Origin of the sequence: Mucilaginibacter defluvii, assembly GCF_039543225.1 — a bacterium.
Classification (GTDB): Bacteria; Bacteroidota; Bacteroidia; order Sphingobacteriales; family Sphingobacteriaceae; genus Mucilaginibacter; species Mucilaginibacter defluvii.
In genome coordinates this window covers 737,855-762,346 of sequence record NZ_BAABJI010000004.1, presented here as the reverse complement: position 1 = coordinate 762,346, position 24,492 = coordinate 737,855, and the positions used below count along the sequence as shown (strand labels likewise).

Annotated in this window: 23 protein-coding genes; 13 read left to right on the top strand and 10 right to left on the bottom strand. The window is 45.0% G+C overall.

Annotated elements, in window-relative coordinates; genetic code table 11:
* Positions 1-72 precede the first annotated feature (72 nt).
* Positions 73-2,154: an LruC domain-containing protein gene (locus ABD960_RS20505; protein ID WP_345334300.1), complete on the bottom strand. Its 2,082-nt coding sequence runs from the start codon at positions 2,152-2,154 to the stop codon at positions 73-75.
* 256 nt (positions 2,155-2,410) lie between these two features.
* On the bottom strand, positions 2,411-4,501 hold the full coding sequence (locus tag ABD960_RS20500) for an LruC domain-containing protein (protein WP_345334298.1): 2,091 nt from the start codon (positions 4,499-4,501) through the stop codon (positions 2,411-2,413).
* A gap of 224 nt (positions 4,502-4,725) precedes the next feature.
* Between ABD960_RS20500 and ABD960_RS20495 the strand changes: the two genes are divergently transcribed.
* Positions 4,726-5,520: a DUF3108 domain-containing protein gene (locus ABD960_RS20495; protein ID WP_345334296.1), complete on the top strand. Its 795-nt coding sequence runs from the start codon at positions 4,726-4,728 to the stop codon at positions 5,518-5,520.
* A gap of 5 nt (positions 5,521-5,525) precedes the next feature.
* Here the strand turns inward: ABD960_RS20495 and ABD960_RS20490 are convergent, their stop codons facing one another.
* A complete protein-coding gene (locus tag ABD960_RS20490) occupies positions 5,526-7,169 on the bottom strand; it encodes an ATP-dependent DNA ligase (RefSeq protein WP_345334294.1) in 1,644 nt (547 codons plus the stop codon).
* Positions 7,166-8,221: a ligase-associated DNA damage response exonuclease gene (locus ABD960_RS20485; RefSeq protein ID WP_345334292.1), complete on the bottom strand. Its 1,056-nt coding sequence runs from the start codon at positions 8,219-8,221 to the stop codon at positions 7,166-7,168. The genes ABD960_RS20490 and ABD960_RS20485 overlap by 4 nt, the downstream gene beginning before the upstream one ends.
* Before the next feature lie 91 nt (positions 8,222-8,312).
* Here ABD960_RS20485 and ABD960_RS20480 point away from each other — a divergent pair, with 91 nt between their 5' ends.
* From ABD960_RS20480 to trpC, 4 genes are all read left to right on the top strand, one after another.
* Entirely contained in the window at positions 8,313-8,759 is a 447-nt protein-coding gene (locus tag ABD960_RS20480) for a cytochrome B (protein WP_345334290.1), read from the top strand.
* Positions 8,760-8,965: 206 nt separating this feature from the next.
* Positions 8,966-10,375, top strand: coding sequence for an anthranilate synthase component I family protein (locus ABD960_RS20475; protein WP_345334288.1), 1,410 nt, complete (start codon positions 8,966-8,968; stop codon positions 10,373-10,375).
* Between the two features lie 48 nt (positions 10,376-10,423).
* Positions 10,424-11,095: an anthranilate synthase component II gene (locus tag ABD960_RS20470; RefSeq protein ID WP_345334286.1), complete on the top strand. Its 672-nt coding sequence runs from the start codon at positions 10,424-10,426 to the stop codon at positions 11,093-11,095.
* A 42-nt stretch (positions 11,096-11,137) separates the two neighbouring features.
* The gene (gene trpC, locus ABD960_RS20465; protein ID WP_345334284.1) at positions 11,138-11,920 is read left to right on the top strand and encodes an indole-3-glycerol phosphate synthase TrpC; all 783 of its coding nucleotides are present in this window, start codon (positions 11,138-11,140) and stop codon (positions 11,918-11,920) included.
* On the opposite strand, the gene ABD960_RS20460 is transcribed toward trpC, so the two are convergent.
* On the bottom strand, positions 11,921-12,544 hold the full coding sequence (locus ABD960_RS20460; RefSeq protein WP_345334282.1) for a M949_RS01915 family surface polysaccharide biosynthesis protein: 624 nt from the start codon (positions 12,542-12,544) through the stop codon (positions 11,921-11,923).
* Positions 12,545-12,550: 6 nt separating this feature from the next.
* On the bottom strand, positions 12,551-13,381 hold the full coding sequence (gene purU / locus ABD960_RS20455) for a formyltetrahydrofolate deformylase (RefSeq protein WP_345334280.1): 831 nt from the start codon (positions 13,379-13,381) through the stop codon (positions 12,551-12,553).
* A 472-nt stretch (positions 13,382-13,853) separates the two neighbouring features.
* Between purU and ABD960_RS20450 the strand changes: the two genes are divergently transcribed.
* Positions 13,854-15,170: an amino acid permease gene (locus ABD960_RS20450; RefSeq protein WP_345334278.1), complete on the top strand. Its 1,317-nt coding sequence runs from the start codon at positions 13,854-13,856 to the stop codon at positions 15,168-15,170.
* A 4-nt stretch (positions 15,171-15,174) separates the two neighbouring features.
* Here the strand turns inward: ABD960_RS20450 and ABD960_RS20445 are convergent, their stop codons facing one another.
* Positions 15,175-16,077: a cation diffusion facilitator family transporter gene (locus tag ABD960_RS20445; RefSeq protein ID WP_345334276.1), complete on the bottom strand. Its 903-nt coding sequence runs from the start codon at positions 16,075-16,077 to the stop codon at positions 15,175-15,177.
* Positions 16,078-16,211: 134 nt separating this feature from the next.
* Here ABD960_RS20445 and ABD960_RS20440 point away from each other — a divergent pair, with 134 nt between their 5' ends.
* Genes ABD960_RS20440 through ABD960_RS20430 form a run of 3 tightly spaced genes read left to right on the top strand, consistent with a single transcriptional unit; the run spans position 16,212 to position 19,401 of the window.
* Complete coding sequence (locus ABD960_RS20440; RefSeq protein ID WP_345334274.1) at positions 16,212-17,087, top strand: cupin-like domain-containing protein; 876 nt, start codon at positions 16,212-16,214, stop codon at positions 17,085-17,087.
* A gap of 59 nt (positions 17,088-17,146) precedes the next feature.
* Positions 17,147-18,259 carry an SPFH domain-containing protein gene (locus ABD960_RS20435; RefSeq protein ID WP_345334272.1) on the top strand — a complete coding sequence of 371 codons (1,113 nt, stop codon included), beginning with the start codon at positions 17,147-17,149 and terminating at the stop codon, positions 18,257-18,259.
* Between the two features lie 23 nt (positions 18,260-18,282).
* Positions 18,283-19,401 carry a TFIIB-type zinc ribbon-containing protein gene (locus ABD960_RS20430; RefSeq protein ID WP_345334270.1) on the top strand — a complete coding sequence of 373 codons (1,119 nt, stop codon included), beginning with the start codon at positions 18,283-18,285 and terminating at the stop codon, positions 19,399-19,401.
* 193 nt (positions 19,402-19,594) lie between these two features.
* Here the strand turns inward: ABD960_RS20430 and ABD960_RS20425 are convergent, their stop codons facing one another.
* A complete protein-coding gene (locus tag ABD960_RS20425; RefSeq protein WP_232177649.1) occupies positions 19,595-19,957 on the bottom strand; it encodes a DUF3127 domain-containing protein in 363 nt (120 codons plus the stop codon).
* Between the two features lie 80 nt (positions 19,958-20,037).
* Between ABD960_RS20425 and ABD960_RS20420 the strand changes: the two genes are divergently transcribed.
* From ABD960_RS20420 to ABD960_RS20405, 4 genes are all read left to right on the top strand, one after another.
* A complete protein-coding gene (locus ABD960_RS20420; RefSeq protein WP_345334268.1) occupies positions 20,038-21,210 on the top strand; it encodes a THUMP domain-containing class I SAM-dependent RNA methyltransferase in 1,173 nt (390 codons plus the stop codon).
* An 8-nt stretch (positions 21,211-21,218) separates the two neighbouring features.
* Entirely contained in the window at positions 21,219-21,731 is a 513-nt protein-coding gene (locus ABD960_RS20415) for a hypothetical protein (RefSeq protein WP_345334266.1), read from the top strand.
* Positions 21,732-21,843: 112 nt separating this feature from the next.
* Positions 21,844-22,092, top strand: a complete 249-nt coding sequence (locus tag ABD960_RS20410) for a helix-turn-helix domain-containing protein (protein WP_345334264.1) — start codon at positions 21,844-21,846, stop codon at positions 22,090-22,092.
* 26 nt (positions 22,093-22,118) lie between these two features.
* Positions 22,119-22,781: an HD domain-containing protein gene (locus ABD960_RS20405; RefSeq protein ID WP_345334262.1), complete on the top strand. Its 663-nt coding sequence runs from the start codon at positions 22,119-22,121 to the stop codon at positions 22,779-22,781.
* 5 nt (positions 22,782-22,786) lie between these two features.
* On the opposite strand, the gene ABD960_RS20400 is transcribed toward ABD960_RS20405, so the two are convergent.
* The gene (locus ABD960_RS20400; RefSeq protein ID WP_345334260.1) at positions 22,787-23,176 is read right to left on the bottom strand and encodes a hypothetical protein; all 390 of its coding nucleotides are present in this window, start codon (positions 23,174-23,176) and stop codon (positions 22,787-22,789) included.
* 6 nt (positions 23,177-23,182) lie between these two features.
* Positions 23,183-24,301, bottom strand: a complete 1,119-nt coding sequence (locus ABD960_RS20395) for a M42 family metallopeptidase (protein WP_345334258.1) — start codon at positions 24,299-24,301, stop codon at positions 23,183-23,185.
* Positions 24,302-24,492 lie beyond the last annotated feature (191 nt).

The window sequence follows — 24,492 nt, the reverse complement described above, 5'->3', positions numbered from 1 at the left end:
ATAACGGGTTAAACGAAAAATGCACCGCCGGTGAAGGCAGTGCATTTCTCACAAATCACTAATCGCTGTATATTACTTGATATAAATCAAAGCAGTGTTTTTATAACCGGTGGCACCATTGCTATACCAGTCGGTAAATGATGCGCCGCCGCTTGCAGCCCACTCTGCAAAGTGGAGGTATGCTTTAGTAATGTTTGCTTCTTCAATTGGGTAAGCTATAGCAGTGTTGTAGCTGATAGCCCATGGCCAGTTCTCAGTTGACAAGTAGTATTTGCCTGCTGAAGCTTTTGAAGCATCGTCACTGGTGCCGAATAATTTAGCATCAGCCTTATCAGTTGGCGCATAGCCCGGCAGGTGAATTTCGTAACCGCGGCGCAGGTTGCTGATCAGGAACGGATTGAACGCTGAAGGTAACAGATTAGCCTGAGCTACCGGCGAAGCAAAGTTGATGTTTACAGTTACGGTGGTACCGGTAACTTTATTTTTTGAGTTCAGCGTATTAATAAAGAATGAGTTATCGGCATTTTTTATAACCGCGTCGTGGTTATCAAAAGGTATAATAACCGCTTTGTTCTGACCGGCTTCAACACCGTTTGAGGCGAACTGGATGTAATTGCTTACTATCTGCTGGCCACTTACTGATGATACCGTTGAGGCAGCTACCGGTAATTGTACACCAAAACCGTTTTTAAAAGAAGCGCCCGCAGCCATCGCGTTAAAGGTGCCTTCCATGTTCACAACTTCGTTTTTAGCATTCAAAACAAATTTGTAACGGTAATTAACCACCAGGTCATTCATGTCATAGTCGCCTTTTTGCGGCCAGTTATCTTCAAAAGCTACTTGTGAGTAAGTTGAAGCTGATGGGTAGTAGCTATTATATGCTTTGGTCGCATCTTTAGGGTAAGCGTCAAGTTCGTCAAGCACACCGTCGCCGTCAGAGTCGCCGCCGTTATCAATCGGAGCCACGCCTTCATTTGATATTGCAGTTACCGGGTTAGAACTTGCGTAGAAAACCAGGTCGTTAAAGTCGTTATCTGAATCGCGGTCACGCGGAAGATCCTCAAAACCGATCAGGAATAACTTGTGCACATCATCGTACAATAATACTGAATGGCGTTTCAAGCTTGCGCTGCTTTCCGGGTTAAGGGCATCGTTCGAGAAATATTTAGTAGTGGTGGTTGCCACGCCTGAGCCTGTCCATGCGTTTTGCAGCAGCACAAAACCAATTGAGGTACCGGCAGGGAAACGGCCGATCTTCACTTTGTCACCCGCGTTTAAGCCGCCTGCTGATCCGTATGCCGATGAGTTAGGGAATACGATTGTGGCGTTGGTAATACTGCTTAATGTAGGGGTTGTACCTGTTTTATAGGTATAGTAAGCCAGCGTATTTAAAAAGCCGGCACCTTCTGATACAAAAGTAATCCAAACATCAGATTCTGCTGTAACCTTTATTACGGTTGTGGCGTTGCTTGAAAGATACTCCGGGTGTGAACTTGACAGCGGAACATTTTCAGGCAATGATGCGTTAACAAATTTTAATAACGATGCATCAATTACATCGCCTGTAGCTTCCAGGTATTTAGGGCGGCCAAGGCTCGTAGGGTATTTTGACGTATTAACTACGGCATCCGCAGAGCTGTTATATGGTGATGGATAAGCAAAAGCGATAGTGTTTGTTGCAAATGTTGACAATGAATTGTTCACCTTGCTTTTTACAAATCCGGTGGCTACCACGTCGCCGCCGAAGCCTTCTTTACCACCAATTACAACTGATGTTGTGTTGCCATTGATGTTTGCAGTTGCATTACGGATTAAACCTACGTAAGCAGGATCAATAACTAATTGCGTAGCTGATGTTGGAACAGTAACTTTTGAACTGATATTACCATTTTGATCGGTAACGGCTTTAAATATAGCCGCCTCGGTATTTGACGGGTTGAAAACGCTAACCACTACGCCTGATAGCGGCTCGTTGTTATTAGTACGTAAACTAATGTTTACTGTTACGTCTTTAGTAGTGTTGAAGTTAAAGCCTTCCGGAGCTATTTTGTCGCCTGTAGGCTTAACCGGGGTTGGTTGAGTTGCGGTATCTTTTTTACAAGAAGCCATGCCTGCTAAAGCACCGAACAATAAAAAGGTGTAAATCTTTTTCATTTTAAATTAATTAGTGTTGATGTAAGTGCTTAGGCAATTAAAGTTCCAACTTTTAAAAACCAGCTTTTACAGCTAAATATTCGCATTTATAGCTTTTTTATGTTTCAGAGAACGGGAAAAATTTCCCCAGTGGGGAATTTTTAGCATATAAATTGTAGAATTTCTGTGAAACTGTAAAACAAAAAATCCCGGCGCGTGTTAACGCGACCGGGATTTGAATCACTTTCGTGAAACTTATGGGTCAGTTATAGAAAAATTACTTGGTATAAATAAAGCTTGTATTACGGTAGCCTGATGCAGTATTGCTATACCAGTCGGCAAAGGTTGTACCGCCTGATGCCGCCCACTCGGCAAAATGCAGGTATGCTTTGGTAATATTAGCCTCTTCTACGGGATACAGTATGGCTGTGTTATAGCTGATAGCCCATGGCCAGTTCTCATTAGATAAATAATATTTACCACTACCCGGAGCCGAAGCATCATCATTAGTACCGAACAATTTAGCGTCAACCTTATCAGTTGGAGCATAGCCCGGTAAATGGATCTCGTAACCGCGGCGCTGGTTACTGATCAGGAACGGGTTGAATGCCGATACCGCAAGATTTGCCTGATCAACCGGTGAAGCAAAGCTGACATTTACGGTTACCGGTGTACCCGCTACTTTATCCTTAGCTGTTATAGTATTGATGAAAAAAGAATTATCAGCATTTTTAATAACCGCATCCTGGTTATCAAACGGAATAATTACCGCTTTGCTTTGGCCTGCCTCTGTACCGTTTGACGACATTTGCAGGTATGTGCCGGTAATTTTGTGGCCGGTTACTGATGATACCGCCGAAGCGCTAACCGGTAATTGCACACCGAAACCATTTTTAAATGAAGCGCCTGCAGCAACCGGAACAAACTCGCCCTTCATGCTCACCACCTGGTTTTTAGCATTGCTTACAAATGAGTAGCGGTAGTTAACCACAAGGTCGTTCAAATCATAGTCGCCTTTGGTTGGCCAATTATCCTCAAAAGCAACCTGTGCATAAGTGCTTGCTGATGGGTAGTAGCTATTAAATGCTTTAGTAGCATCGTTAGGATAAGCGTCAAGTTCGTCGATCACGCCATCGCCATCGGTATCGCCACCATCATCAATAACGGCAACACCTGTTTTTGATATAGCGGTTATCGGGTTAGCCGTAGCGTAAATTACAAGGTCATTAAAGTCATTATCTGACCCATTTTGCCTGTTTATATCTTCAAATCCCAACAAAAACAATTTGTGAGCATCATCATACAACATCACGCTGTGCCTGCGGGTAGCTGTCGAAGTTTCAGGATTGAACCTGTCGGTTGTGTAAAATTTAGTGTTGCCCGCGTTTACGCCGCTTCCTGTCCAGGCATCCTGGATCAACACGAAACCGATAGAAGTACCTGCATCAAATGTACCCAGTTTAACTTTGTTACCGCTCACCAAGCCACCACCTGAACCTAAAGCCGATGCGTTAGGGAAAATATACGTAACCTTATCAATACCGCCAAGCAAAGTACCGCCGCTGGCTGATGTAGGCGGGTTATTTGTTTGATAAGTGTAGTAAGCCAGTGTATTACGATAACCTGCACCCTCTGACACGAAAGTTACCCATACATCAGATTTTGCTGTTACATTGATGGTTTGAACCGCTGATGAGGTTAAATATTCGGGGTGCGATGTGGTTAACGGGGTACCTTCAGGCAACGAAGCGTTTACGTATGACAGCAGCCCTTGGTCAATTACGTCCGAAGTACTTTCCAGGTACACCGGTTTTCCTAAGTTAACAGGACTTACAAATGCGTTTGACGAGGTGTATGATCCCGGATATACAAAATCTGTGTTCAGCAAACCATTTGTACCAAGGCCATTGCTTCTAACGCCCGCAGTCACGCTTTCAGGCACAATATCACCCGAAAAACCTTTGTCGCCACCTATAACAACGGTGGTTGATGTGCCTTTAATTGAGGCTGAAGCATAACGCATTAAACCGACATAAGCCGGATCGATAGTTAACTGAGTTAAATACGACGGCACATTGACCTTACCTTTTAGGTTACCGTTAGCATCAGTAACACCTTTGAAAATTGACGCGTTGCTGTCAGTATTTGATGGATCATAAATACTGACAACTACGCCCGGTAACGGCTGGTTGTTATTGGTACGTAACGTTACATCAATGTTAACATCTTTGCTTGTTCTGAAATTAAATCCTTCGGGCGCGATTTTTTCAACCGGTACCTCTGGGGTGGGCTCATTTGAATTGTCCTTTTTGCATGCAGACAAACCTGCCACGCCTAAAACTAACAGGATTGTAAATAAATTTTTCATATTGATTAATTAGTATTCGTTATACGAACATTTACAAGGATAGTTCCATTATTTTTAACTGCCAATTTATTAAAGCAAATCGTTTTAGCTGAAAATTAAAGCTTTTTAACGGGGAGTTTCATTCCCAAAAAGTGTGGAAAATCCCGTTAACATTCCCCATAGGAGTGCGATTTTGAATCAATATGTAACAAAACATTGCGAATCAGGTCAAAAGGAAAAAGTTCATGAAACGCAATCTTTACCTTTCACTAATGCTTGCAGCAGGCATTATTATCACTAACCAGGCTTCGGCACAAAAAATTGATTCTGTTAAAGCGGGCGACAATAAGCTGCTGACTAGCCAGCTGAAAACCGGGTTAAAACAGTATATGGTTTATTTTCAAATGCCCACGCGTAAAAAAAGCCTGAATATTTCACTTTGGTTAAGAGACATAAAAAAACAGACCGTAAACGGTAAAGAAGTATTTATAACTACACAACATTGGTATGGTAATGATACCAACCAATACCGCCATATAGTATCGGTTAACAAGGCCGCTGATTTTAGTCCGCTATACCACCGCGAAACCATAGGTAATAAAACCAAAGCCTACAACTGGAGCGAAAGCAAGATAAGCGGTGCCGATACAGTAACAAATAACTTAGCCAAAGATTTTTCGTTAGCTTTCGATCAGCCTAATCTGAACTGGAATCTGGATATCGAGACTTTTGAGATGCTGCCATTGGCCTACGGCAAAACCTTCGCTATTAATTTTTACGATGCAGGTATAGGAAAGCCGGCATACACCGCATACAAAGTAACCGGCAGCGAAATGCTTACACTTTTTAATAATGAAAAGGTTGATTGCTGGAAACTGGTTAATGAGGGCGACTTTAACGGCAATAAATACACTCAAACATTTTGGATCACCAAAAAAACCCATGAGTTATTAAAAGAGGAAGATGCCTTTAACGGCGGCTTTCGCTATAAGGTGAAATTACCGGGCAACGCGCCTGATGTAGTTGCACGGTTTAAATAAAAATTTTACGCTTCCTCTTCGGGGGATGGAGAGACAGGATCGAGGAGTGCCTTTAACGTTTCGAGCGTATCGGCCTCCTCTTTCTTTTTATCATGCCGCCAGCGCAATATCCGTGGAAAGCGCAGCGCGATGCCCGATTTATGACGGGTTGATTTATTGATGCCCTCAAAACCGATCTCAAACACCAGCTCGGGCTTTACGGTACGTACCGGCCCGAATTTTTCGAGCGTGTTACGCTTTACAAAATAATCCACCTTGTTTATTTCCTGGTCGGTAAGGCCGGAGTAGGCTTTGGCGAATGGCACTAGTTTGTCGCCGTCCCACACGGCAAAGGTATAGTCGGTATATAAGTCGGCACGGCGACCATGGCCTTTTTGGGCGTAGATCATCACCGCGTCGATAGATAGCGGATCGATCTTCCACTTCCACCAGTCGCCGCGGCGGCGGCCAACCTGGTAAGTAGCCTTTTTACGTTTGAGCATAATACCCTCGGCAATCATCGCGCGGGATTGCTCCCTAATTTTTTCCAGTGCTTTCCAGCTATCAAATTTTATCAATTCGGATATGCTGAAAATTTCCGGGTATTGCGTAGCCGCCTGTAGCTTTTCCAGGATAATCCGCCGCTCCGCCTGTGTTTTTGTGCGGATATCTTCACCCTCGTATTCCAGGCAATCGTACGCAATTACGGCCACCGGGCTCTCCTGTAATATTTTTTTACTCAGATTTTTACGCCCGATGCGGGTTTGCAGCACATTGAAAGGCATAGGCAGGCCGTTGCTAAAACTGAGTATCTCCCCATCGAGCACGGTACCATCAGGCAGATCGTTCAAAAACGGGTGCAGCTCGGGGAATTTTTCGGTCGACAGATCCTCGCCCCGGCTCCAAATAAAAATTTTGCCATCGCGTTTGATCATTTGCGCACGGATGCCATCCCATTTCCACTCAGCTTGCCACTCGTGCGGTTCGCCAAGCGCATCTTTCAGATCGGCCGCTGCTTTTCGTTTCTCGGAGGTTTCCTGTATGGGGTAAGCTAAAAAGAACGGGTAAGGGCGCGATATATCATCAGCCGTACTCTGTTCCTGCACCAGTTGCTCATAGCTATACGTTTCAGGCATCCAGCTACCCATAATACGGTGGGTTAGTGTTGGCGCTTCAATGCCTGTTACCTCGGCCAGCGCCTTAATCACCAAATTTTGCGATACCCCTACCCTGAAACTGCCGGTAAGTATTTTATTAAATACAAAGCGTTCCTGTTTATCCAGCATAGCCCAGGCTTCAGTAAGCCACAACTTACGTTCTTCTTCGTTTCGAGTACCTATCTCATTGATCTCAGCCACCCAGTCTGCCAAACTCTTACTACTGCCCGAAGTATTCTCCGGCATTAACAGCGACATGGTTTCAGCCAAATCGCCCACCACATGGTAACTTTCCTCAAACAACCAGGCCGGTATGTTTGATACCTCTACGGCCCAGGTGCGCACCAATGTAGAATTGATGGGCCGCTTTGGCCGCCTGCCTGTAAACAGTGCCAGCATGTGCATTTTATCCGCATCAGGCACGCTATTAAAATACTCTTTCAGGATGCGCACCTTCTCATTAGTCTTGTTGGTTTCGTCAAGCGAAAGGAAGAGTTGAGCAAAGGCTTTCATTGACTACCTCCCTGTTCCTCTAAAGCCGCCCCTTCGCGGCGGTTTGGTGATGTTTCCTCTTCCCCTTCGTCATCTCCATATAGCGTATGTACTTCGCGGGCATCAAAACCAATTTCATTTAAATAACGGGTAAATGATGCCGTGTAGCCATGCGTTAAATAAACCTTTTCGCAGCCGGTAGCATCGATGGCACTCATCAGGCCATCCCAGTCGGCATGGTCTGATAATACAAAACCCCTATCAGCAGCACGGCGACGCTTGGCCCCACGCAAGGCCATCCACCCCGAACAATACCCGAAGCTAAATGGCGCGAACTTTCGTATCCACGGCGTACCAATAGCTGATGGAGGCGCTAAAATGATGCCTTTTCTGATCTCATCCTTTGGAGTATCGGCAGTGATGCGGGTAGTAGGATTTAGCATCACACCATTAAGCCGTAAGGCCTCGTTGGTATTTTCAATAACGCCATGGGTAAAAACAGGGCCAATATTCAAATCAAGGTTTTGCAATATGCGTTGCGCCTTACCCAGTGAATAGCCGGAAATCACCGTTAACAATCCCTGCTGCTGATTATTATACCACCAGTTATTTATTTCATTAAATATTTGCGCCTGCTCTTTCCACTGGTAAACAGGCATACCAAAAGTGCATTCAGATATGAAATGCTGACAAGCTACCGGCTCAAAAGGCGTGGAGATACCGTCATCCTGTGTTTTATAATCGCCGGATACTACCCAAACCTCGCCTTTGTAACTTATCCTGATCTGCGCCGAGCCAATAACATGCCCAGCCGGGAAAAGGCATATTTCAACGCCATTTTTTATAACCGTTTCGCCATACTCCACCGTTTGCAGACTGATCTCGCCCAGGCGGTAATACAACACTTCTTTTGACAGATGATGCGCCAGGTAGCGTTTATGCCCTACGTAGGCATGGTCAGCATGGGCATGGGTAATTACCGCGTCGTCCACAGGCTTCCAGGGGTCAATGTAAAATCGCCCCTGTTCGCAGTAAATTCCACGGTCGGTAAATTCAAGTAACGGCTTGGCCATAGGTTATTATAACCGTTGCAGGGTAAATTGGTTTGTTATCATCCCTTTTGGTTAATGTTGCTTATCTTCGTACAAAAAATATTATTCCCTTATGGAACTTTACAGCATCATTAAACATCTTCACTCGGGCTTTAGGTATATTGTATTATTACTGGTAGTAGTAGCAGTTATCAACGCATTTATAGGTTGGTTTGGCAACAAGGCTTATACCGAAGGCAGCCGCAAGCTTAACCTGTTCTCACTGATATCGGCACACATTCAGTTTTTAATCGGATTGATATTATACTTTTTAAGTCCGTTTGTGCAGTTTAGCAGCCAAACCATGAAAAACGCCGAAACCCGCTACTGGACGATGGAGCACGTGGTAATGATGCTTTTCGCGATAGTATTGATCACCATTGGCTACAGCAAATCAAAAAAGATCACCCTGCCACAAGGTAAACACAGAACCATAGCGATATTTTTCGGACTGGCGATTTTGATTATCGTAGTAGCTATAATTCAAAGCAAAAGAGGATTATTTGGCATGACCTCTTAAAAATTTTACAAAAACTTGGTCAAATCAAATTTCTTTCTAAATTTGCGACACATTATGATCAAAATCACACTTTTAAACAACTGGTGGCACCATTTAATTTTGGCAGCCGGATAGTGTATTGATCAACTACTAACCAATTGTAAACCTAATAGGACCCGGCGAATTCACTCATTCGACGGGTTTTTTTGTTTATAAGCATTTAACGCATGAAGAATTTTAAAATTATCACCACTCATAAAAAATTGCTTGCCGATACAACCACACCGGTGAGCATTTACTTGCGCCTGCGCGATGTTTATCCTAACTCACTGCTGCTTGAAAGCTCCGACTATCATAGTCGTGAAAACAGCATGAGCTATGTGTGCTGTGAACCTATTGGCGGGCTTACGCTTAATAAAGGCGAGCTTAAACTAAGGTATCCGGATGATACTAAACAGGTGTTTGAACCCGGGCAGTTTGAACTGATTGAGCAGATCAATAATTTTTTATCCGTTTTTGAAACGGAAGGCAACTTAGGCAAGATCATCTCCAACGGCCTGTTCGGCTATTTTACGCACGAGGCAGTGGAACATTTCGAGACCATTAAGCTAAAGCAGGTAGAGAATGATATACGCCAGATACCGGAGATGCAGTATAATATTTATCGCTATATCATTGCAATAGATCATTTTAAGAATGAGCTGTACATTTTTCACAACCAGGTAGAGGGCGGCGCTACCAATGGTGGTATTGAAAAGGTGGAATACCTGATCAAGAACAAAAACTTCCCGGAATATAGTTTTCAAAGCAAGGCCGACGAGCAATCAAATCTGAGCAATGAGCAATTCATCGCCATTGTGGAGAAGATGAAGCAGCATATTTACCGTGGTGATGTTTTCCAAATCGTTCCGTCAAGGGCGTTCTCCAAGGAATTTACCGGCGACGAATTTAATGTTTACCGTGCGCTGCGCTCCATCAACCCATCACCTTATTTGTTTTATTTTGATTTTGGCGACTTCCGCATTTTCGGTTCATCTCCGGAGGCACAGATCACCATTAAAAACCGTGTGGCCAGCATCTACCCGATAGCCGGAACTTTTAAGCGTAGTGGTGATGATATAAAGGATGCGGAACTGGCATTAAGCCTTAAAAATGACCCCAAGGAATCAGCCGAGCATGTAATGCTGGTTGACCTGGCCCGTAACGACCTGAGCCGCCATTGCGGGGATGTGGAAGTAAAGGCATTTAAAGAGGTGCAATACTATTCGCACCTGATCCACCTGGTATCGCACGTGAGCGGCAAGTTGCATGAGGGCGTATCCGCATTTAAAATTGTGGCCGATACCTTCCCCGCAGGTACGTTGAGTGGCGCGCCAAAATACCGCGCGATGGAGATTATCGACGAGAACGAGAATATAAAACGCAGTTTTTACAGCGGCGCTATAGGTTATTTAGGCTTTAACGGCGATTTTAACCATGCCATCATGATCCGTTCTTTCCTGAGCAAGAATAACACACTGCATTACCAGGCAGGTGCGGGTATTGTAGCCGGCTCGGTACCGGAGAGTGAACTGAACGAGGTGAATAACAAGATAGCCGCCTTACGCAAGGCGATTGAACTGGCGGAGGAGCTGTAGAAAGCCCCCCGGCCCCCTAAAGGGGGAGTAAAAACTAAAAAAGACAAAATGAGTACAGAAAATACAGCAACCCACACAAACTCCCCCTTTAGGGGGCAGGGGGGCGCGAACATCCTGATAATAGATAATTACGATTCGTTTACCTATAACCTGGTGCATTTGGTGAACGAGATAGGTTTGCAGTGCGAGGTATGGCGTAACGACCAGTTTAAGCTGGAGGATGTTGACGCGTTTGATCATATTATACTTTCACCGGGGCCGGGAATCCCGTCCGAAGCGGGTTTGCTATTGCAGGTTATTGAGCGTTATGCGCCTACCAAAAGTATCTTTGGTGTATGCCTTGGTCAGCAAGCCATAGCCGAGGTTTTCGGCGGCTCGCTCTCCAACCTCAAACAGCCCATGCACGGCATTGCCACCCCAATAACCGTTACTGATGCGCAGGAGCCTTTGTTTATCGGTTTGCCGCAAAGCTTTAACGTGGGCCGCTACCACTCATGGGTGGTTAACAGTGATGACTTGCCCGACACCCTTACCGTTACGGCTGTTGACGAAAAGGACAACTCGGTTATGGCATTGCGCCACAAAAAATACAATGTGCGCGGGGTACAATTTCATCCGGAATCTATACTGACGGAATACGGCAAAGAAATGCTGAAGAACTGGTTAGCCCCCCAGCCCCCTAAAGGGGGTGCTGCTACGGAGGCGGATATTAACAACTAATAATTTGATACTAAAATCCCCCTTTTAGGGGGCAGGGGCCATATGACCATACTTGATAAAATTGTTGCCAATAAACGTAAGGAAGTAGCGCGCGCTAAAAGCCGTGTATCTTACACGAAGTTAGAGGAATCGGAGTTTTTTTCGCGACAACCCTACTCGTTCCGCGAATTTTTGCTGGCGCCTGACCGTACAGGGATTATTGCTGAATTTAAGCGTAAATCACCGTCAAAGGGAATTATTAATGATAAGGTTACCGTTAAGCAGGTTACTACCGCCTACGCGGATGCAGGTGCTTCGGCACTATCGGTATTAACCGATAAGCTGTTTTTCATGGGGCGCAAAATTGACGTAAAGCGTGCCCGTGCGCTCAACAACATCCCCATCCTGCGGAAAGATTTTATGATTGACGAGTACCAGGTAATTGAAGCAAAAGCTATAGGCGCCGATGTAATTTTGTTAATAGCCGCCATACTCACACCTGCTGAAATCGATACGCTTGCTACTTTGGCCAAAAGCATCGGCCTAAGCGTATTGCTCGAGGTGCATAACCTGGAAGAGCTGGAACGCAGCATCAATCCTAATCTCGATGCCATTGGTGTAAACAACCGCAACCTGGCCGACTTCACCGTATCTGTCGAAACATCATTTCAGTTAGCCAAGCACATCCCCGATGATTTCCTAAAAATTTCAGAAAGCGCTATCAGCAATACCGAAGTTATTAAAGAACTGAAGCAGGCCGGCTTCAGCGGCTTTTTAATAGGCGAAAACTTTATGCGGCAAGAAGACCCGGGAGCGGCTATGCGCGAGTTTGTACAGGGGCTGTAATTATTTAAAGTCTTCAAGTTTATAATTGTTCCAAAGTTTTTGGGCAAATTGCTTAAAAACTTTGGCACCGGTATTAAACGCTCCGTCAAAAACATAATTGCCGCCCTCAGCTTCACCACCTGGCATTTTCACGAGGCTTTGCCCGCGCATGGCATATTTTTTTCCGGCCTCGTACATAATTACCTTAAGGTCTGATGGGCTCACATCTCCATGGCATGCGGTTTTATACATCAGCCAAACCTCAGCTTCGCCGTTGTTATCCAGGTCGGTTACCCGTATCGCGTTTTTAATAAACGCGGCGGTAATGTCAACCGGGCACTCTTTAACAAAGTCGTTCACCACCCAGCCTTTAACCCATGCACCATTGCTTTGTTTAAATTCATACACATGCAATGCCGCTTCACGGTAATCGCCATCGCTGTTAGCTTTACTTTGAGTTTCGCCTGTTTCAGTCGCTAAAACCAAGTGTTCTCCTCCTGCATCTGTAAAGCGAATAGCTTTAACAAACTTGCCTTCAAATTTCATTCCCTTAGGCAACTGAGCGGCGGTAACATTATTAGATTTTACCTGCGCCATACTTTGCTGCGCGATTAAAAAAACAGACAGAAAAACTAATCTTCTCATGGCCATTTACTCTATCACCACCGTTTTATTGTTATAAACAAACACCCTGTCGTCAAACACCAACTTTAACGCTTTGGCTAAAACCGATGTTTCCACCTCTTTGCCGGCGGTTACCATATCGGCGGCGGTATATCCGTGGTTAACCGGGATGATCTGCTGCGCGATGATCGGTCCCTCATCCAATTCATTAGATACAAAATGTGCTGTTGCCCCAATTAACTTCACCCCCCGCTCAAAGGCCTGTTTGTACGGACTGGCACCTACAAAGGCCGGTAAAAAAGAGTGGTGTATATTGATGATCCGCATTGGGAACAGGCTGTTAAATTCGGGCGACAGAATACGCATGAATTTAGCCAGCACCACATAATCCGGGTTGCTTTGCTGAACCAGCGTGGTGATCTGCTCCTCAGCCTGCTGCTTGGTTTGCCCTTCATAGCTTACATGGTGAAAAGGGATATCAAACCTGCGGCAAACATCGGCCAAAACAGCATGATTGCCGATAACACACTGCACGGTGGCGCCAAGTGTACCGAAATAATTTCGCACCAGTATATCAGCCAGGCAATGGTACTCCTTAGTAACCAGCACCACAATCTTTTTATCCGGTTTAGGGTTGATCTTTACCAGTGCCCCGGCTGGCAGTATATCGTATAGCTCCTGCTCCAGCGTTTGCGTATCTGCAGCATTACCATCCACCTCAAGGCGCATAAAAAACAGGTTTTCGGCAACGTCAACATGTTCGCCTAATGATATGATATTGTATTGATGCCTGGCCACCAGGGCCGATATAGAAGCCACCAACCCCACCTGGTCGCGGCACTGTATAACGATGATCATAATGAGGTAAAGGTATTGATTTCAATGATTAAAGATAAATGCTTGTTCGCAACTATATCAGTGCTCATGAGGATAAGGATGTACCTAATTGAAGCGTTAGTGAATGTTACTTTCTTTTGTGCAGACAAAAGAAAGTAACCAAAGAAAACCTGCCGGCTACGTCCTGCCCGGTGAAAGATTGTGCTTTCTCAAGGCTTGTAATACTCCGGGGCATTACTGATGCCGGTAGAATTGGTTATTTACGGTTTGTACTTTTTGCTATTATACTTTTTATCAATTTCGAACGAGGTACGAGGAGAAATCTGTCGCTTTGCCCAGAACGCGCATAGATCTCTCACTATCGTTCGAGATGGCAATAGTTTCTATTTTAAAAGTCCTCCCCTTTTGGGGAGGATTTAGGAGGGGTACTCCTACGAGAGGTTGGGGTGAGGTAAAAAATCCTTACTTTGCTTTAAAATACCAGCACCCATTTATGCCTTCATACCCATCCAGCAAAAACAAATTAGGTTTATGGACAAGCACCTCGCTGGTCATCGGCAACATGATAGGCGCGGGTGTATTCCTGATGCCATCGGCAATGGCATCATTTGGCAGTATAAGCTTGCTGGGTTGGGTGTTCGCGGCAATAGGCGCTTATTTTTTGGCAAGGGTATTCAGCAACCTCAGTAAGTTGCTGCCGCAGGTGTCCGGCGGGCCGTATGCTTATACGCGCAGCGGCTTTGGCGATTTCGCTGGTTTCCTGGTGGCGTGGTGTTACTGGATAGCCGTATCATGCGCCAATGCGGCCATCGCCATATCGCTGGTCAGTGCCTTAACCGCTTTTATACCGGCATTGGGCAGCAGTGCCACGGCATCCATATTCACAGGCCTGGCCGCTATCTGGCTGCTTACGTGGATCAATACGCAGGGCATTTTAGTATCGGGTAAATTACAGTTAGCTACTACGGTGCTAAAAATACTGCCGCTATTAGTTATCGCTATCGGCGGCTTGTTCTTTATCCGGTTTGATAACTTTTCGCCGTTCAATAACAGCGGTACATCTATCCCCACGGCTATAAACGCTACGGTTACTTTAGCCATGTTCGCCTTTGTGGGTATCGAGAGCGCGGCCATTCCGGCGGCAGATGTAGAGGATGCCAATAAAACCGTTTCGAAAGCTACGGTTATAGGTTTAGGCATTGCAACGCTTATATATTTATTAGGTAGTGTTAGTATTATGGGTATAATCCCTATTCAAAAACTGGCACAATCGGCCACACCATATGCTGATGCCGCGGAGATCATGTTTGGTAAAGCGGCCAGGTATTGGGTGAGCGCGGGCATTGCCATAGCCGCTTTTGGCGCGCTCAATGGCTGGATTTTGATACAAGGACAAATCCCCAGGTCTATCGCTAAAGATAAGTTATTCCCGGCCATATTCGCCCGCGAGAATAAACGCAATGTGCCGTATGTAGGTATGTTGATCAACAGCATCATGGTGTCGGTATTTATGGCGATGAATTATACCAAGGGACTGGTAGATCAGTTCAGGTTTTTAATGCTGCTATCCATATTCACCGTATTTGTGCCTTATTTGCTAACTATGGCATCGTACATCATCATCAGGGCTAAACAAAATATAAAAACCGGGTGGGCGGGTGCGGTACTGCTCGCCGTTCTCGCATTCGCCTATTGTTTGTGGGGAATTATCGGCGCAGGTGAATTGACCGTGTTTTACGGCTTCCTATTTATGGCGGCAGGTATACCAGTTTATGTGTGGATCAAGCTGGCTAATAAAACGGATAATTAACAAATCAATCTATCGTATTGGGCTGAATAATTACAAAGCGAACCAGTTTATATTTTTCTTTAATGCGATTGCGTAATCTAACAATAGCACCGGTAATGCCTTCGGTATCTAAATCTGGCTCAAAAACCACCATCAGCATCAGCACTACTTCTTCCGGCGATTGATAGGTTGATACGATGTTGCATACTTTGGTAACTGCCGGGTCAGCCTCCACCAATCCCTTTAATTTGTCCTTTGTTTCAGGAGCGATGCCCTCACCCATCAATAAGCTGCGGCTTTCGCGGGCGAGTATGGCCGAAACACCGATCAGCAGCAAGCCAACCAAAACCGATGCTACCCCGTCCATATACTCCAGCCCGGTAGCGTGGCCTATCAGCATAAAAATCAATACGATGGTAAGGCCGATCACTGCCGCGCTATCCTCAAACAGCACCAAAAAGCTGGATGGATCTTTACTTTTAATAATGGCATTCCACCAGGTGTCGTTACCCCGCACTTTATTAAACTCCTTAATAGCTATCCACAACGAACTACCTTCAAATATCATGGATAGCACCAATACCACATAGTTCCAGGTCGGGTCGCCGGGTGGGTCGGCATGTATAATATGTATAATGCCCTGGTAAACAGATATGCCTCCACCCAGACTGAATATAAGTATCGATACAATGAACGACCAAAAGTAGATCTCCTTACCGTACCCGAAAGGGTGTAAAGCATCGGCTGGTTTATGGCTTTGGCGGATGCCGTATAAAATGAGCACCTGGTTTATGGTATCAACCAGCGAGTGCACCCCTTCGGATATCATGGAAGGGCTGCCGCTAAAACCTCCCGCAATAAATTTGGTTACTGCTATCAGCAGGTTAGCAGCAAGCGCACTGTATATTGATTTATAACTTTTAGCCATGTATATTTTCGCCGGAATGCTTAAAATACAGCCGCCGGTTAAAAAAGTTCAGAGCCTAATTATTTTGTTACGTGATATAATTTTGCTATTAATTTAACCTTTGCCAATTAGCCTGTATTTGTAAATTTGGTACCATGTTGCTAAAACCAATTGCCCGTGTGGATGATATTGAAAGGGCTGATTTTGAAAAACTTTATTTACAGGCTAAAACGCCGGTTATCCTGAAAAGCTTTGTTAAAGGCAGCCCGGCATTACAAAAGTGGAACTATGAATACTTTAAGGCGATAGCCGGAGATTACAAGGTAAACCTTTACGGCCGCGAAGATGAGTTTAATGACCGTGCCACCAGCGCACCCGTTATGAAATCAACTTTTGGAGAATACCTGGACATGATCGCTTCAGGCCCGGCCGAGTTACGCTTATTCCTGTTCAACCTGCTGCAACATAACCCCGAGCTGAAAAAGGATCTGGTATATAACGACCCGACTGGCGGTAAAATAGTATCGTGGCTGCCGTATATGTTTTTTGGCGGCGAGGGCTCGAGCGTGCGCTATCATTATGATATTGATATGTCGCACATATTTTTAACGCAGTTTAAGGGTGTAAAAAAGGTATTGCTATTCTCGTTAGACCAGTCGCCGCTTTTATATAAACTCCCGTTTAACTTTCATGGGATTGCTAATTTAAACGAGCCTGACCTTAAAAAATATCCCGCGCTGCAATACCTTAATGGTTGGGAGTGTGAGCTGCAGCCCGGCGAAACCTTGTACATGCCATCGGGCTACTGGCATTACATTAAGTACGTTACCGAGGGTTACTCAGTAAGCCTGCGTATGCTTAATGAGCGCCCATTTGAGCGCCTGCGCGGCTTTAATAATATATTTTTGGTTCGGCGGTTTGATAATACCATGCGCCGGATATTTAAGGACAAATGGCTCGAATACAAAATACGCAAGGCAGAGGATAACGCTAACCGTGCCATTGAAAGCATGAAAGTTCAAAGCGCCTGATGATGTAACAATTAACGCGTTTTTAAATCTTATCACTACATTTAAATAAAAAACCACCTATGGGACTTTTCAGCAGATTGTTAAGCGAACTTATAGACGTTATTGAATGGGTTGACAATACCCATGATACCCTGATATGGAAATTCCAGCGTAATGATAACGCCATTAAGATGGGCGCCAAGCTTACCGTGCGCGAATCGCAGGTGGCCATATTTGTTAACGAGGGTAAAATAGCCGATGTTTTTCAGCCCGGCATGTACGAGCTTACCACGCAAAACATGCCTATCCTTACTACCCTTGAGGGTTGGAAGTATGGCTTTCAAAGTCCGTTTAAGGTTGATGTGTATTTTGTGAGCACCCGCATGTTCACCAACCAGAAATGGGGCACCAAAAACCCGGTTATGCTGCGCGATGCGGAGTTTGGCCCGGTAAGGCTGCGTGCTTTCGGCTCATATGCTTTCAGGGTGGCTGATGCTGCTGTATTCTTCAGGCAGATTACGGGTACAGGCGCAGGATTTAATGTAGAAAATATAAACGAGCAGTTGCGCAACATTATCGTATCACGCGGTATGGATATGGTAGCTGCCTCCAAAATACCGGTGCTTGATCTCGCCGCTAACTATGATGAGGTAGGCGTGATCATCAAAAATAACATAGCGCCCGACCTGGCCGAGATGGGATTGATCCTGACCGCTTTATTGGTTGAAAATATATCCCTGCCACCTGAGGTGGAAAGCGCGCTTGATAAACGTACGCAGATGGGTATTATCGGTAATCTGGGCGCTTATGCGCAATTTCAGGCGGCTAACGCTATCGAAAAATCTGCCGAGAACAGTATTGGCGGCAACCTGGGTGCTGCGGGTATGGGCCTGGGTGTAGGCGCTGCCATGATGGGGCAGGTAGGGAATATTTTTAAAGATAACCATGTGGATGCCGCGCCGCCGGTTAACGACGGGCCGCCGCCAATTAAGGCTGAAACCCAATATTACATTGCTATTGATGGAAAATCTGAAGGGCCGGCTACGCTGGAGCAATTAAAAACCATCATCAGCCAAAAACAATTGAGTGCTGATACCAAAGTTTGGAAAAAAGGCATGGCCGACTGGGCACCGGCTGAATCAGTTGATGAACTTGCTGATCTGTTTGGTAACACACCGCCACCATTGGCTTAATATCACTTTGTTACTCCGATAAAATGCCTGCCGAATCACCACAAACATCCGAAGTTATCAGCCTGCTTAAATGCAAAAGTTGCGGCGCTTCAACCCAATTTTTGCCGGGCAGTAACAAGCTGCGCTGCGAGCATTGCGGGTCTGAGGAAGAGATAAAGGTATCTGCGGAACCTGTAATATCGCTCGATTATGAAAAGTACATTACAGAAACGCAGGCGCTTTATCAAACCGCCGTATTACACGCTGTAAAGTGCAGCGGCTGCGGCTCCGAAACTATTTTGGAACAAAGCGTAACAGCCGATAAATGCCCGTTTTGCGCATCGCCGCTGGTGATATCAACTACCAACCAGGGCATGGTGAAGCCGCATTATATCCTTCCCTTTAAAATTGATACCAAAGCGGCTGTAGCCTTTTTTAATAAATGGCTTAAGAGACTGTGGTTTGCCCCATCAGATCTGGCTAAGAAAGTTAACGCCAATGTATCTGCATTAAAAGGTGTTTACATGCCATTTTGGACGTATGATACCGATACCGTGACCCAATACCAGGGCCAGCGCGGTGACCACTATTATGTTACCGAAACCTACACCACTACGGTTAACGGGCAGCAGCAAACTCAAACCCGGCAGGTACGCCGCACACGCTGGAGCTATGCATCCGGAACAGTTAGTTTTAATTACCGTAATGTGCTGGTACCTTCAAGTAAATCTTTACCGCAAGATACCTTACTTGAACTTGAGCCCTGGGATCTGCGTATGCTTACCAATTTTGACGAGCGCTACCTGAGTGGTTTCCGTTCAGAGAATTTTCAGACCACGCCGCAGGTTGGGCTTGATACCGCCAAGCAACTTATTGAACCCAAAATACTGAGCGATATACGCGATGATATTGGCGGCGATGAACAGCGTATTGACAGCCATTCAACCAGTTATTTCAACATCGGTATAAAGTACATCATGCTGCCGGTTTGGGTAAGCGCCTACAGCTACAACAACAAGATTTACCAATTCACAGTAAATGCCCGCACCGGCGAGGTTATAGGCAAGCGCCCTTACAGCGCTATCAAGATTACGCTGTTTGTGCTGATGATTTTGGCTATAATCGCAGTGATAATCCTTTATTTTTCTAACCAGCAGGCTTAAAATTTTTGTCATTTCGAGCAATAGCGAGAAATCCGCACGCGTTCATGGGCCATGCGACAAATTTCTCCTCGTACCTCGTCGAAATGACAAACTTTTTTAATTTTTCTAAGTCTTCCCTTGGGGGAGGGTTTAGGAGGGGTATAAAAAAAAGGAGCACCGAAGCGCTCCTTTAAATATCTTGTATCATCAACTATTAAAATGGCAGATCGTCCTCGTCAGGTGCTGAACTCAGGTCAACCGGTGGGGCATACTCAGGGGTAGCACTGTTACCGGCACCGCTCAATACATTAATTCTCCACAATTGCAGTGAGTTAAAGTAGCTTTTTTTACCGCTTTTGTCAGTCCAGGGGCGGCCGCGCAGGTTAAAGAAAACCTCAACATCGTCACCTACCTTAACGTTATCAAGCAGGTTGCAACGGTCTTGTATAGCCTCGAATTTTAAGTATTCAGGGTATTGCGGGTTCTCTATATATTCAACAATCAGTTCGCGTTTTTTAAGTGAATCTGTCACCTGTTGGGTTGGCGACACTTCATGTACTTTACCTTTGATATCCATGCTTCAAATTTAAAAATGTAAAGTTAATGCTAACAAATTAAAATAGAGGTGTATTTAATTGTTTATTTTCGCCAAATATTATGGAAGTTTTCCACACCGAAAGTAAGATAGTTATCACCTGCAACAAAAGGCTTTCGCCTTATTTGCAGCGTGAAGTTGAGGCGTTAGGCTTTAAGCCGGTACGTGTTTTTCAAACCGGGATAGAGCTTAAAGGCACTGTTAACGACAGTATTCCGCTTAACCTTAACCTGCGCTGCGCCAGCCAGGTTTTATATTCGCTTAAAGAGTTTACAGCCGCCAATCCGGATGAACTGTATAACGAGCTGGTTAAGATTGAATGGGAGAAACTGATCGACTTTTCAGGATATTTCTCTGTTACTTCCAACGTAAATAACGAGCATATACGCACGCCGCTGTTTGCCAACGTTAAGGTAAAAGATGCCATTGTTGACCGTATCAAGCAGCAAAAAGGCATCAGGCCCAATTCAGGCGCCGATGTAAATAAAGCCGTGATCCACTTGTACTGGCAGGATGACCGCGCCGAGATCTTCCTCGATACCTCGGGCGAAACGCTCGCTAAGCACAGCTACCGTAAAATACCGGGTAAAGCCCCAATGCTTGAGGCGCTGGCCGCGTCAACCATTATGGCTACCGGCTGGGATGGCAAAAGCACTTTTATCAACCCCATGTGCGGCTCAGGCACATTGGCTATTGAGGCCGCCCTGCTGGCTACCAATAAAAGCCCCGGCTTTTTCAGGATGAACTATGCCTTTATGCACATTATGGGTTATGACGAGACGGTATTTTTTACCGAGCGCCGTAAACTGAAGGACAAGGCCATTAAACAGCTCGACTTTAAGATCATTGCTACCGACTTATCAGCCGACGCTGTTGATATTGCCCGCCGCAATGCCAATACCGCCGGTGTAGAACATTTGATAGATTTTAACGTTTGTGATTTTGCAGACACTGAGGTTCCGGAACAGCCGGGAGTGGTAATGTTTAACCCTGAGTACGGTGAGCGCCTGGGTGTACATACCAAGCTGGAAGCTACGTATAAGCGTGTCGGCGACTATATGAAGCAAAAATGTCTGGGTTACCGTGGCTACATTTTTACCGGTAACCCTGACCTGGCAAAAAAAATCGGATTAAAAGCCAGTCGCCGCATTGAGTTTTATAACGGAAAGCTGGATTGCCGTTTGCTGGAATATGAATTATACCAGGGCACTAAACGACAGCCCGTAGAAGAATAACGATCAACATGAAAAAATTATTAATAACCATATGTGCCGCCTTGTTTACCCTTGGCGCAATGGCACAACAGCACCTGGCCTTCCCTTTTCAGGGCGGCAAGGCGGTAATGACCAAGTTTTTTAAGGACAGCCTGCAGGTTTCGGCGGATATTGTCAAGAAAAAAGCATCAGGAACCGCGGTGTTTAAATTTACGGCCGATGGCGAGGGCAACATTAAAAAAATCATCGTTTATTATGCCGATGATGCCTCACTGGTACAGCCCATTATAGATGCGTTGCGTAAATCCAACAAAAAATGGGTGATACCTGATGGAGAAAAAATGCACGATTTTATATTACCTTTTTCTATCAGCTTTTTGGCCCCTGCAACCGCGCCTGATAAGATACAGAAAGAGTTTTATGACTACTATACCAGCCGCAAGCCTATCATGTCTTTTGACCAGGTTCCGCTGGATATGGCTACTTTACTACCCACTGTATCCGTAAACTATAGCTTAAAACAACAACCAAAGAGTAACTAAGCTATATCCATAAGTAGGTATTTATTTCGTAAGAAATAAATTAATATAAAAGTGAAGTTGTAAAAATCCAGGCTTAAATTTTTCTCGTTTATACTATCATTTATCAGATACAATGATTAGTATGACAGATGGTTTAAGCTCAAAAATTAAGTCGGTTGCGATAAATATTCGCAAGCAACGAGAGGCAAAGAACTATACCCAAGAGTACCTTGCCGCCAAACTTAAGATTTCTCAAAACGCCTATAGTAAAATAGAGTTAGGCTATACCAAAATTACCGTTGAACGGCTTTTCCAGATAGCGGATATTTTAGGTACAAGTATCACAGGCCTTATTGAGGCCGGAAAATCAGAGGCTGCATAGCAGTTTCTGATTTTTATATTTGCCGCATGTTAGCACCACAACAAGCGGAGATTATCAATCAAACCAAAACTTACGTACAGCAAACTCTTGAACATGCCGAAGGCGGCCATGATTGGTGGCATATTCGCCGTGTTTGGGGTAATGCAAAGCTCATTGCCAAAGGCGAGCAGGCTAATCATTTTGTGATTGAGCTGGCTGCATTGTTGCATGATATTGCCGATGCTAAATTTCATGATGGTGATGAGGAGATAGGCCCGGCTACAGCCGGCAAATGGCTGCAAAGCCTTGATGTTGATGCCGAAACTATTATTCATGTTCAGCAGATCATCAGGCATATGTCGTTCAAGGCCAGTTTTGGGCAGGTAGCGTTTACCTCTAAGGAGATGCAAATAGTACAGGATGCTGACCGCCTTGATGCGATTGGCGCTATTGGCATTGCACGGGCATTCAGCTACGGTGGTTTTAAAGGCCGGGCATTGTACCATCCGGATATTCAGCCGCAACTTAACCTAACCAAAGAGGAGTATAAAAACACCACCGCTCCTACCATTAATCATTTTTACGAAAAGCTGTTACTGCTTAAAGATAAAATGAATACTGATACCGGCAGGCAGATAGCGCAGCAACGCCATGATTATATGCTGCAGTTTCTTGAACAGTTTTACGCAGAATGGAACGGCGAAAGGTAGTGCCGTTATAAGGTTTCTAAGGATTCGGGATGTTTAGGCCGCCATACAGCGTAGTAGTATGCCAGGCAAAACACACCTGCTAAAAAGGGAATAAGCGCCAGGTGCTTGTAGGTTACAGTTCCGTAAACTGTAAGGGCATCCAGGTGTAAAAACTCACTCACCATCCAGTAACTGTTAGCTGTTATCCAAAAGGTGATGGCCAGGTTATGGCAAAGCTCAGACATCAGTTGCCTGGTGCGCCAGGCAATAATAACGGATATAATAAGCGTTGGGAATATCATCACTATTCCCAACGGCTTCCATATCAGGCACCAGCCTATATCCTTCAACAACCAAAACACAATATGGAGGTTCTCCATTTTGCGGTACTTGAGCGGAATTACGTACTGGGCCATTAAATATTATCGGTTTTTAATATAACGGAAATCCTGCCCGGCCTCAATATTCAGCAGGCATTCATATATCAGGCGGATCACATTATCTACATCTTCTTTATGAATCATCTCTACCGTGGTGTGCATGTAGCGCAATGGTAAGGATATCAGTGCAGAAGGCACCCCATCATTTGAGTATGCAAAAGCATCAGTATCGGTACCGGTTGAGCGCGATGAAGCCTGCCGCTGAAATGGTATATTATTTTTTTGCGCCGTTTCAACCAGTAGCTTATTCAGGTTGGTTTGTACAGCAGGCGCGTATGACACCACCGGCCCACGGCCGCAAGCTAGATCTCCCTGAATAATTTTATTGATCATCGGCGTTGTGGTATCGTGCGTAACATCGGTAACAATGGCTACGTTTGGTTTTATATGGTGGGCAATCATTTCGGCGCCACGCAGGCCAATCTCCTCTTGTACCGCATTTACAATGTATAACCCGAATGGCAGCTTAATATTGTTTTCTTTCAGCAGGCGCGCAACCTCGGCAATCATAAAACCACCCGCACGGTTATCCAATGCGCGGCCAACATAGTAACGGTTGTTCAGCACCATAAACTCATCCTCGTAAGTAATAACGCAACCCACGTGTATGCCGAGGTTCTCCACTTCTTCTTTAGAAGTACAACCGCAATCAATAGAGATATTCTTCAACGTCGGCGCTTCTTCCTTTTCACCGCCCTGGCGGGTGTGAATTGCCGGCCAGCCGAACACCGCCTTAACAATACCCTTATCAGTGTGAATGTTTACTCTTTTCGATGGCGCTATCTGGTGGTCAGACCCGCCGTTACGTATCACATAGATCAGGCCGTCATTTGTAATATAATTTACAAACCATGATATCTCATCGGCATGTGCTTCAATCACAACTTTGTATTCCGCATCTTTATTAATAATACCTACCGCGGTGCCATAGTTGTCAACATAGTAGTCGTCAATATAAGGTTTAAGGTAATCAAGCCAAAGCTCCTGGCCTTTCCATTCAAAACCTGTTGGCGAAGGATTGTTGATATACTTTTCAAAAAATTCGAGCGACTGTTGGGTCACTATGGGTGTATGTGTTGTTTCTGCTTTTTTCTTAGCCATATTTTTTGTATCTTAAAGCGCTGTTAACGCCGGAAGCAAATATAACAAAGCTGTGCAAAAACGCGCGGCCCGGCATGCCGCTTGTAATTATTAACTGCGTTTATAACACCTGCAACAATTTTATTTTGAAAAAAAACTTACAGGCGGTATTAAACGTAAGTTAGTGTAGATGGTCAAACAAATAAATTTGC

Bases quoted from the DNA above. Each gene is read 5' to 3' on its own strand.
- ABD960_RS20400 (WP_345334260.1), bottom strand. From the start codon at position 23,176: ATGGCCCAGTACGTAATTCCGCTCAAGTACCGCAAAATGGAGAACCTC.
- ABD960_RS20405 (WP_345334262.1), top strand. From the start codon at position 22,119: ATGTTAGCACCACAACAAGCGGAGATTATCAATCAAACCAAAACTTAC.
- trpC (WP_345334284.1), top strand. From the start codon at position 11,138: ATGACCATACTTGATAAAATTGTTGCCAATAAACGTAAGGAAGTAGCG.
- ABD960_RS20395 (WP_345334258.1), bottom strand. From the start codon at position 24,301: ATGGCTAAGAAAAAAGCAGAAACAACACATACACCCATAGTGACCCAA.
- ABD960_RS20420 (WP_345334268.1), top strand. From the start codon at position 20,038: ATGGAAGTTTTCCACACCGAAAGTAAGATAGTTATCACCTGCAACAAA.
- ABD960_RS20485 (WP_345334292.1), bottom strand. From the start codon at position 8,221: ATGGCCAAGCCGTTACTTGAATTTACCGACCGTGGAATTTACTGCGAA.
- ABD960_RS20440 (WP_345334274.1), top strand. From the start codon at position 16,212: ATGTTGCTAAAACCAATTGCCCGTGTGGATGATATTGAAAGGGCTGAT.
- ABD960_RS20470 (WP_345334286.1), top strand. From the start codon at position 10,424: ATGAGTACAGAAAATACAGCAACCCACACAAACTCCCCCTTTAGGGGG.
- ABD960_RS20430 (WP_345334270.1), top strand. From the start codon at position 18,283: ATGCCTGCCGAATCACCACAAACATCCGAAGTTATCAGCCTGCTTAAA.
- ABD960_RS20415 (WP_345334266.1), top strand. From the start codon at position 21,219: ATGAAAAAATTATTAATAACCATATGTGCCGCCTTGTTTACCCTTGGC.
- ABD960_RS20450 (WP_345334278.1), top strand. From the start codon at position 13,854: ATGCCTTCATACCCATCCAGCAAAAACAAATTAGGTTTATGGACAAGC.
- ABD960_RS20435 (WP_345334272.1), top strand. From the start codon at position 17,147: ATGGGACTTTTCAGCAGATTGTTAAGCGAACTTATAGACGTTATTGAA.
- ABD960_RS20460 (WP_345334282.1), bottom strand. From the start codon at position 12,544: ATGAGAAGATTAGTTTTTCTGTCTGTTTTTTTAATCGCGCAGCAAAGT.
- ABD960_RS20425 (WP_232177649.1), bottom strand. From the start codon at position 19,957: ATGGATATCAAAGGTAAAGTACATGAAGTGTCGCCAACCCAACAGGTG.
- ABD960_RS20475 (WP_345334288.1), top strand. From the start codon at position 8,966: ATGAAGAATTTTAAAATTATCACCACTCATAAAAAATTGCTTGCCGAT.
- ABD960_RS20505 (WP_345334300.1), bottom strand. From the start codon at position 2,154: ATGAAAAAGATTTACACCTTTTTATTGTTCGGTGCTTTAGCAGGCATG.
- ABD960_RS20495 (WP_345334296.1), top strand. From the start codon at position 4,726: ATGAAACGCAATCTTTACCTTTCACTAATGCTTGCAGCAGGCATTATT.
- ABD960_RS20480 (WP_345334290.1), top strand. From the start codon at position 8,313: ATGGAACTTTACAGCATCATTAAACATCTTCACTCGGGCTTTAGGTAT.
- purU (WP_345334280.1), bottom strand. From the start codon at position 13,381: ATGATCATCGTTATACAGTGCCGCGACCAGGTGGGGTTGGTGGCTTCT.
- ABD960_RS20445 (WP_345334276.1), bottom strand. From the start codon at position 16,077: ATGGCTAAAAGTTATAAATCAATATACAGTGCGCTTGCTGCTAACCTG.
- ABD960_RS20490 (WP_345334294.1), bottom strand. From the start codon at position 7,169: ATGAAAGCCTTTGCTCAACTCTTCCTTTCGCTTGACGAAACCAACAAG.
- ABD960_RS20410 (WP_345334264.1), top strand. From the start codon at position 21,844: ATGATTAGTATGACAGATGGTTTAAGCTCAAAAATTAAGTCGGTTGCG.
- ABD960_RS20500 (WP_345334298.1), bottom strand. From the start codon at position 4,501: ATGAAAAATTTATTTACAATCCTGTTAGTTTTAGGCGTGGCAGGTTTG.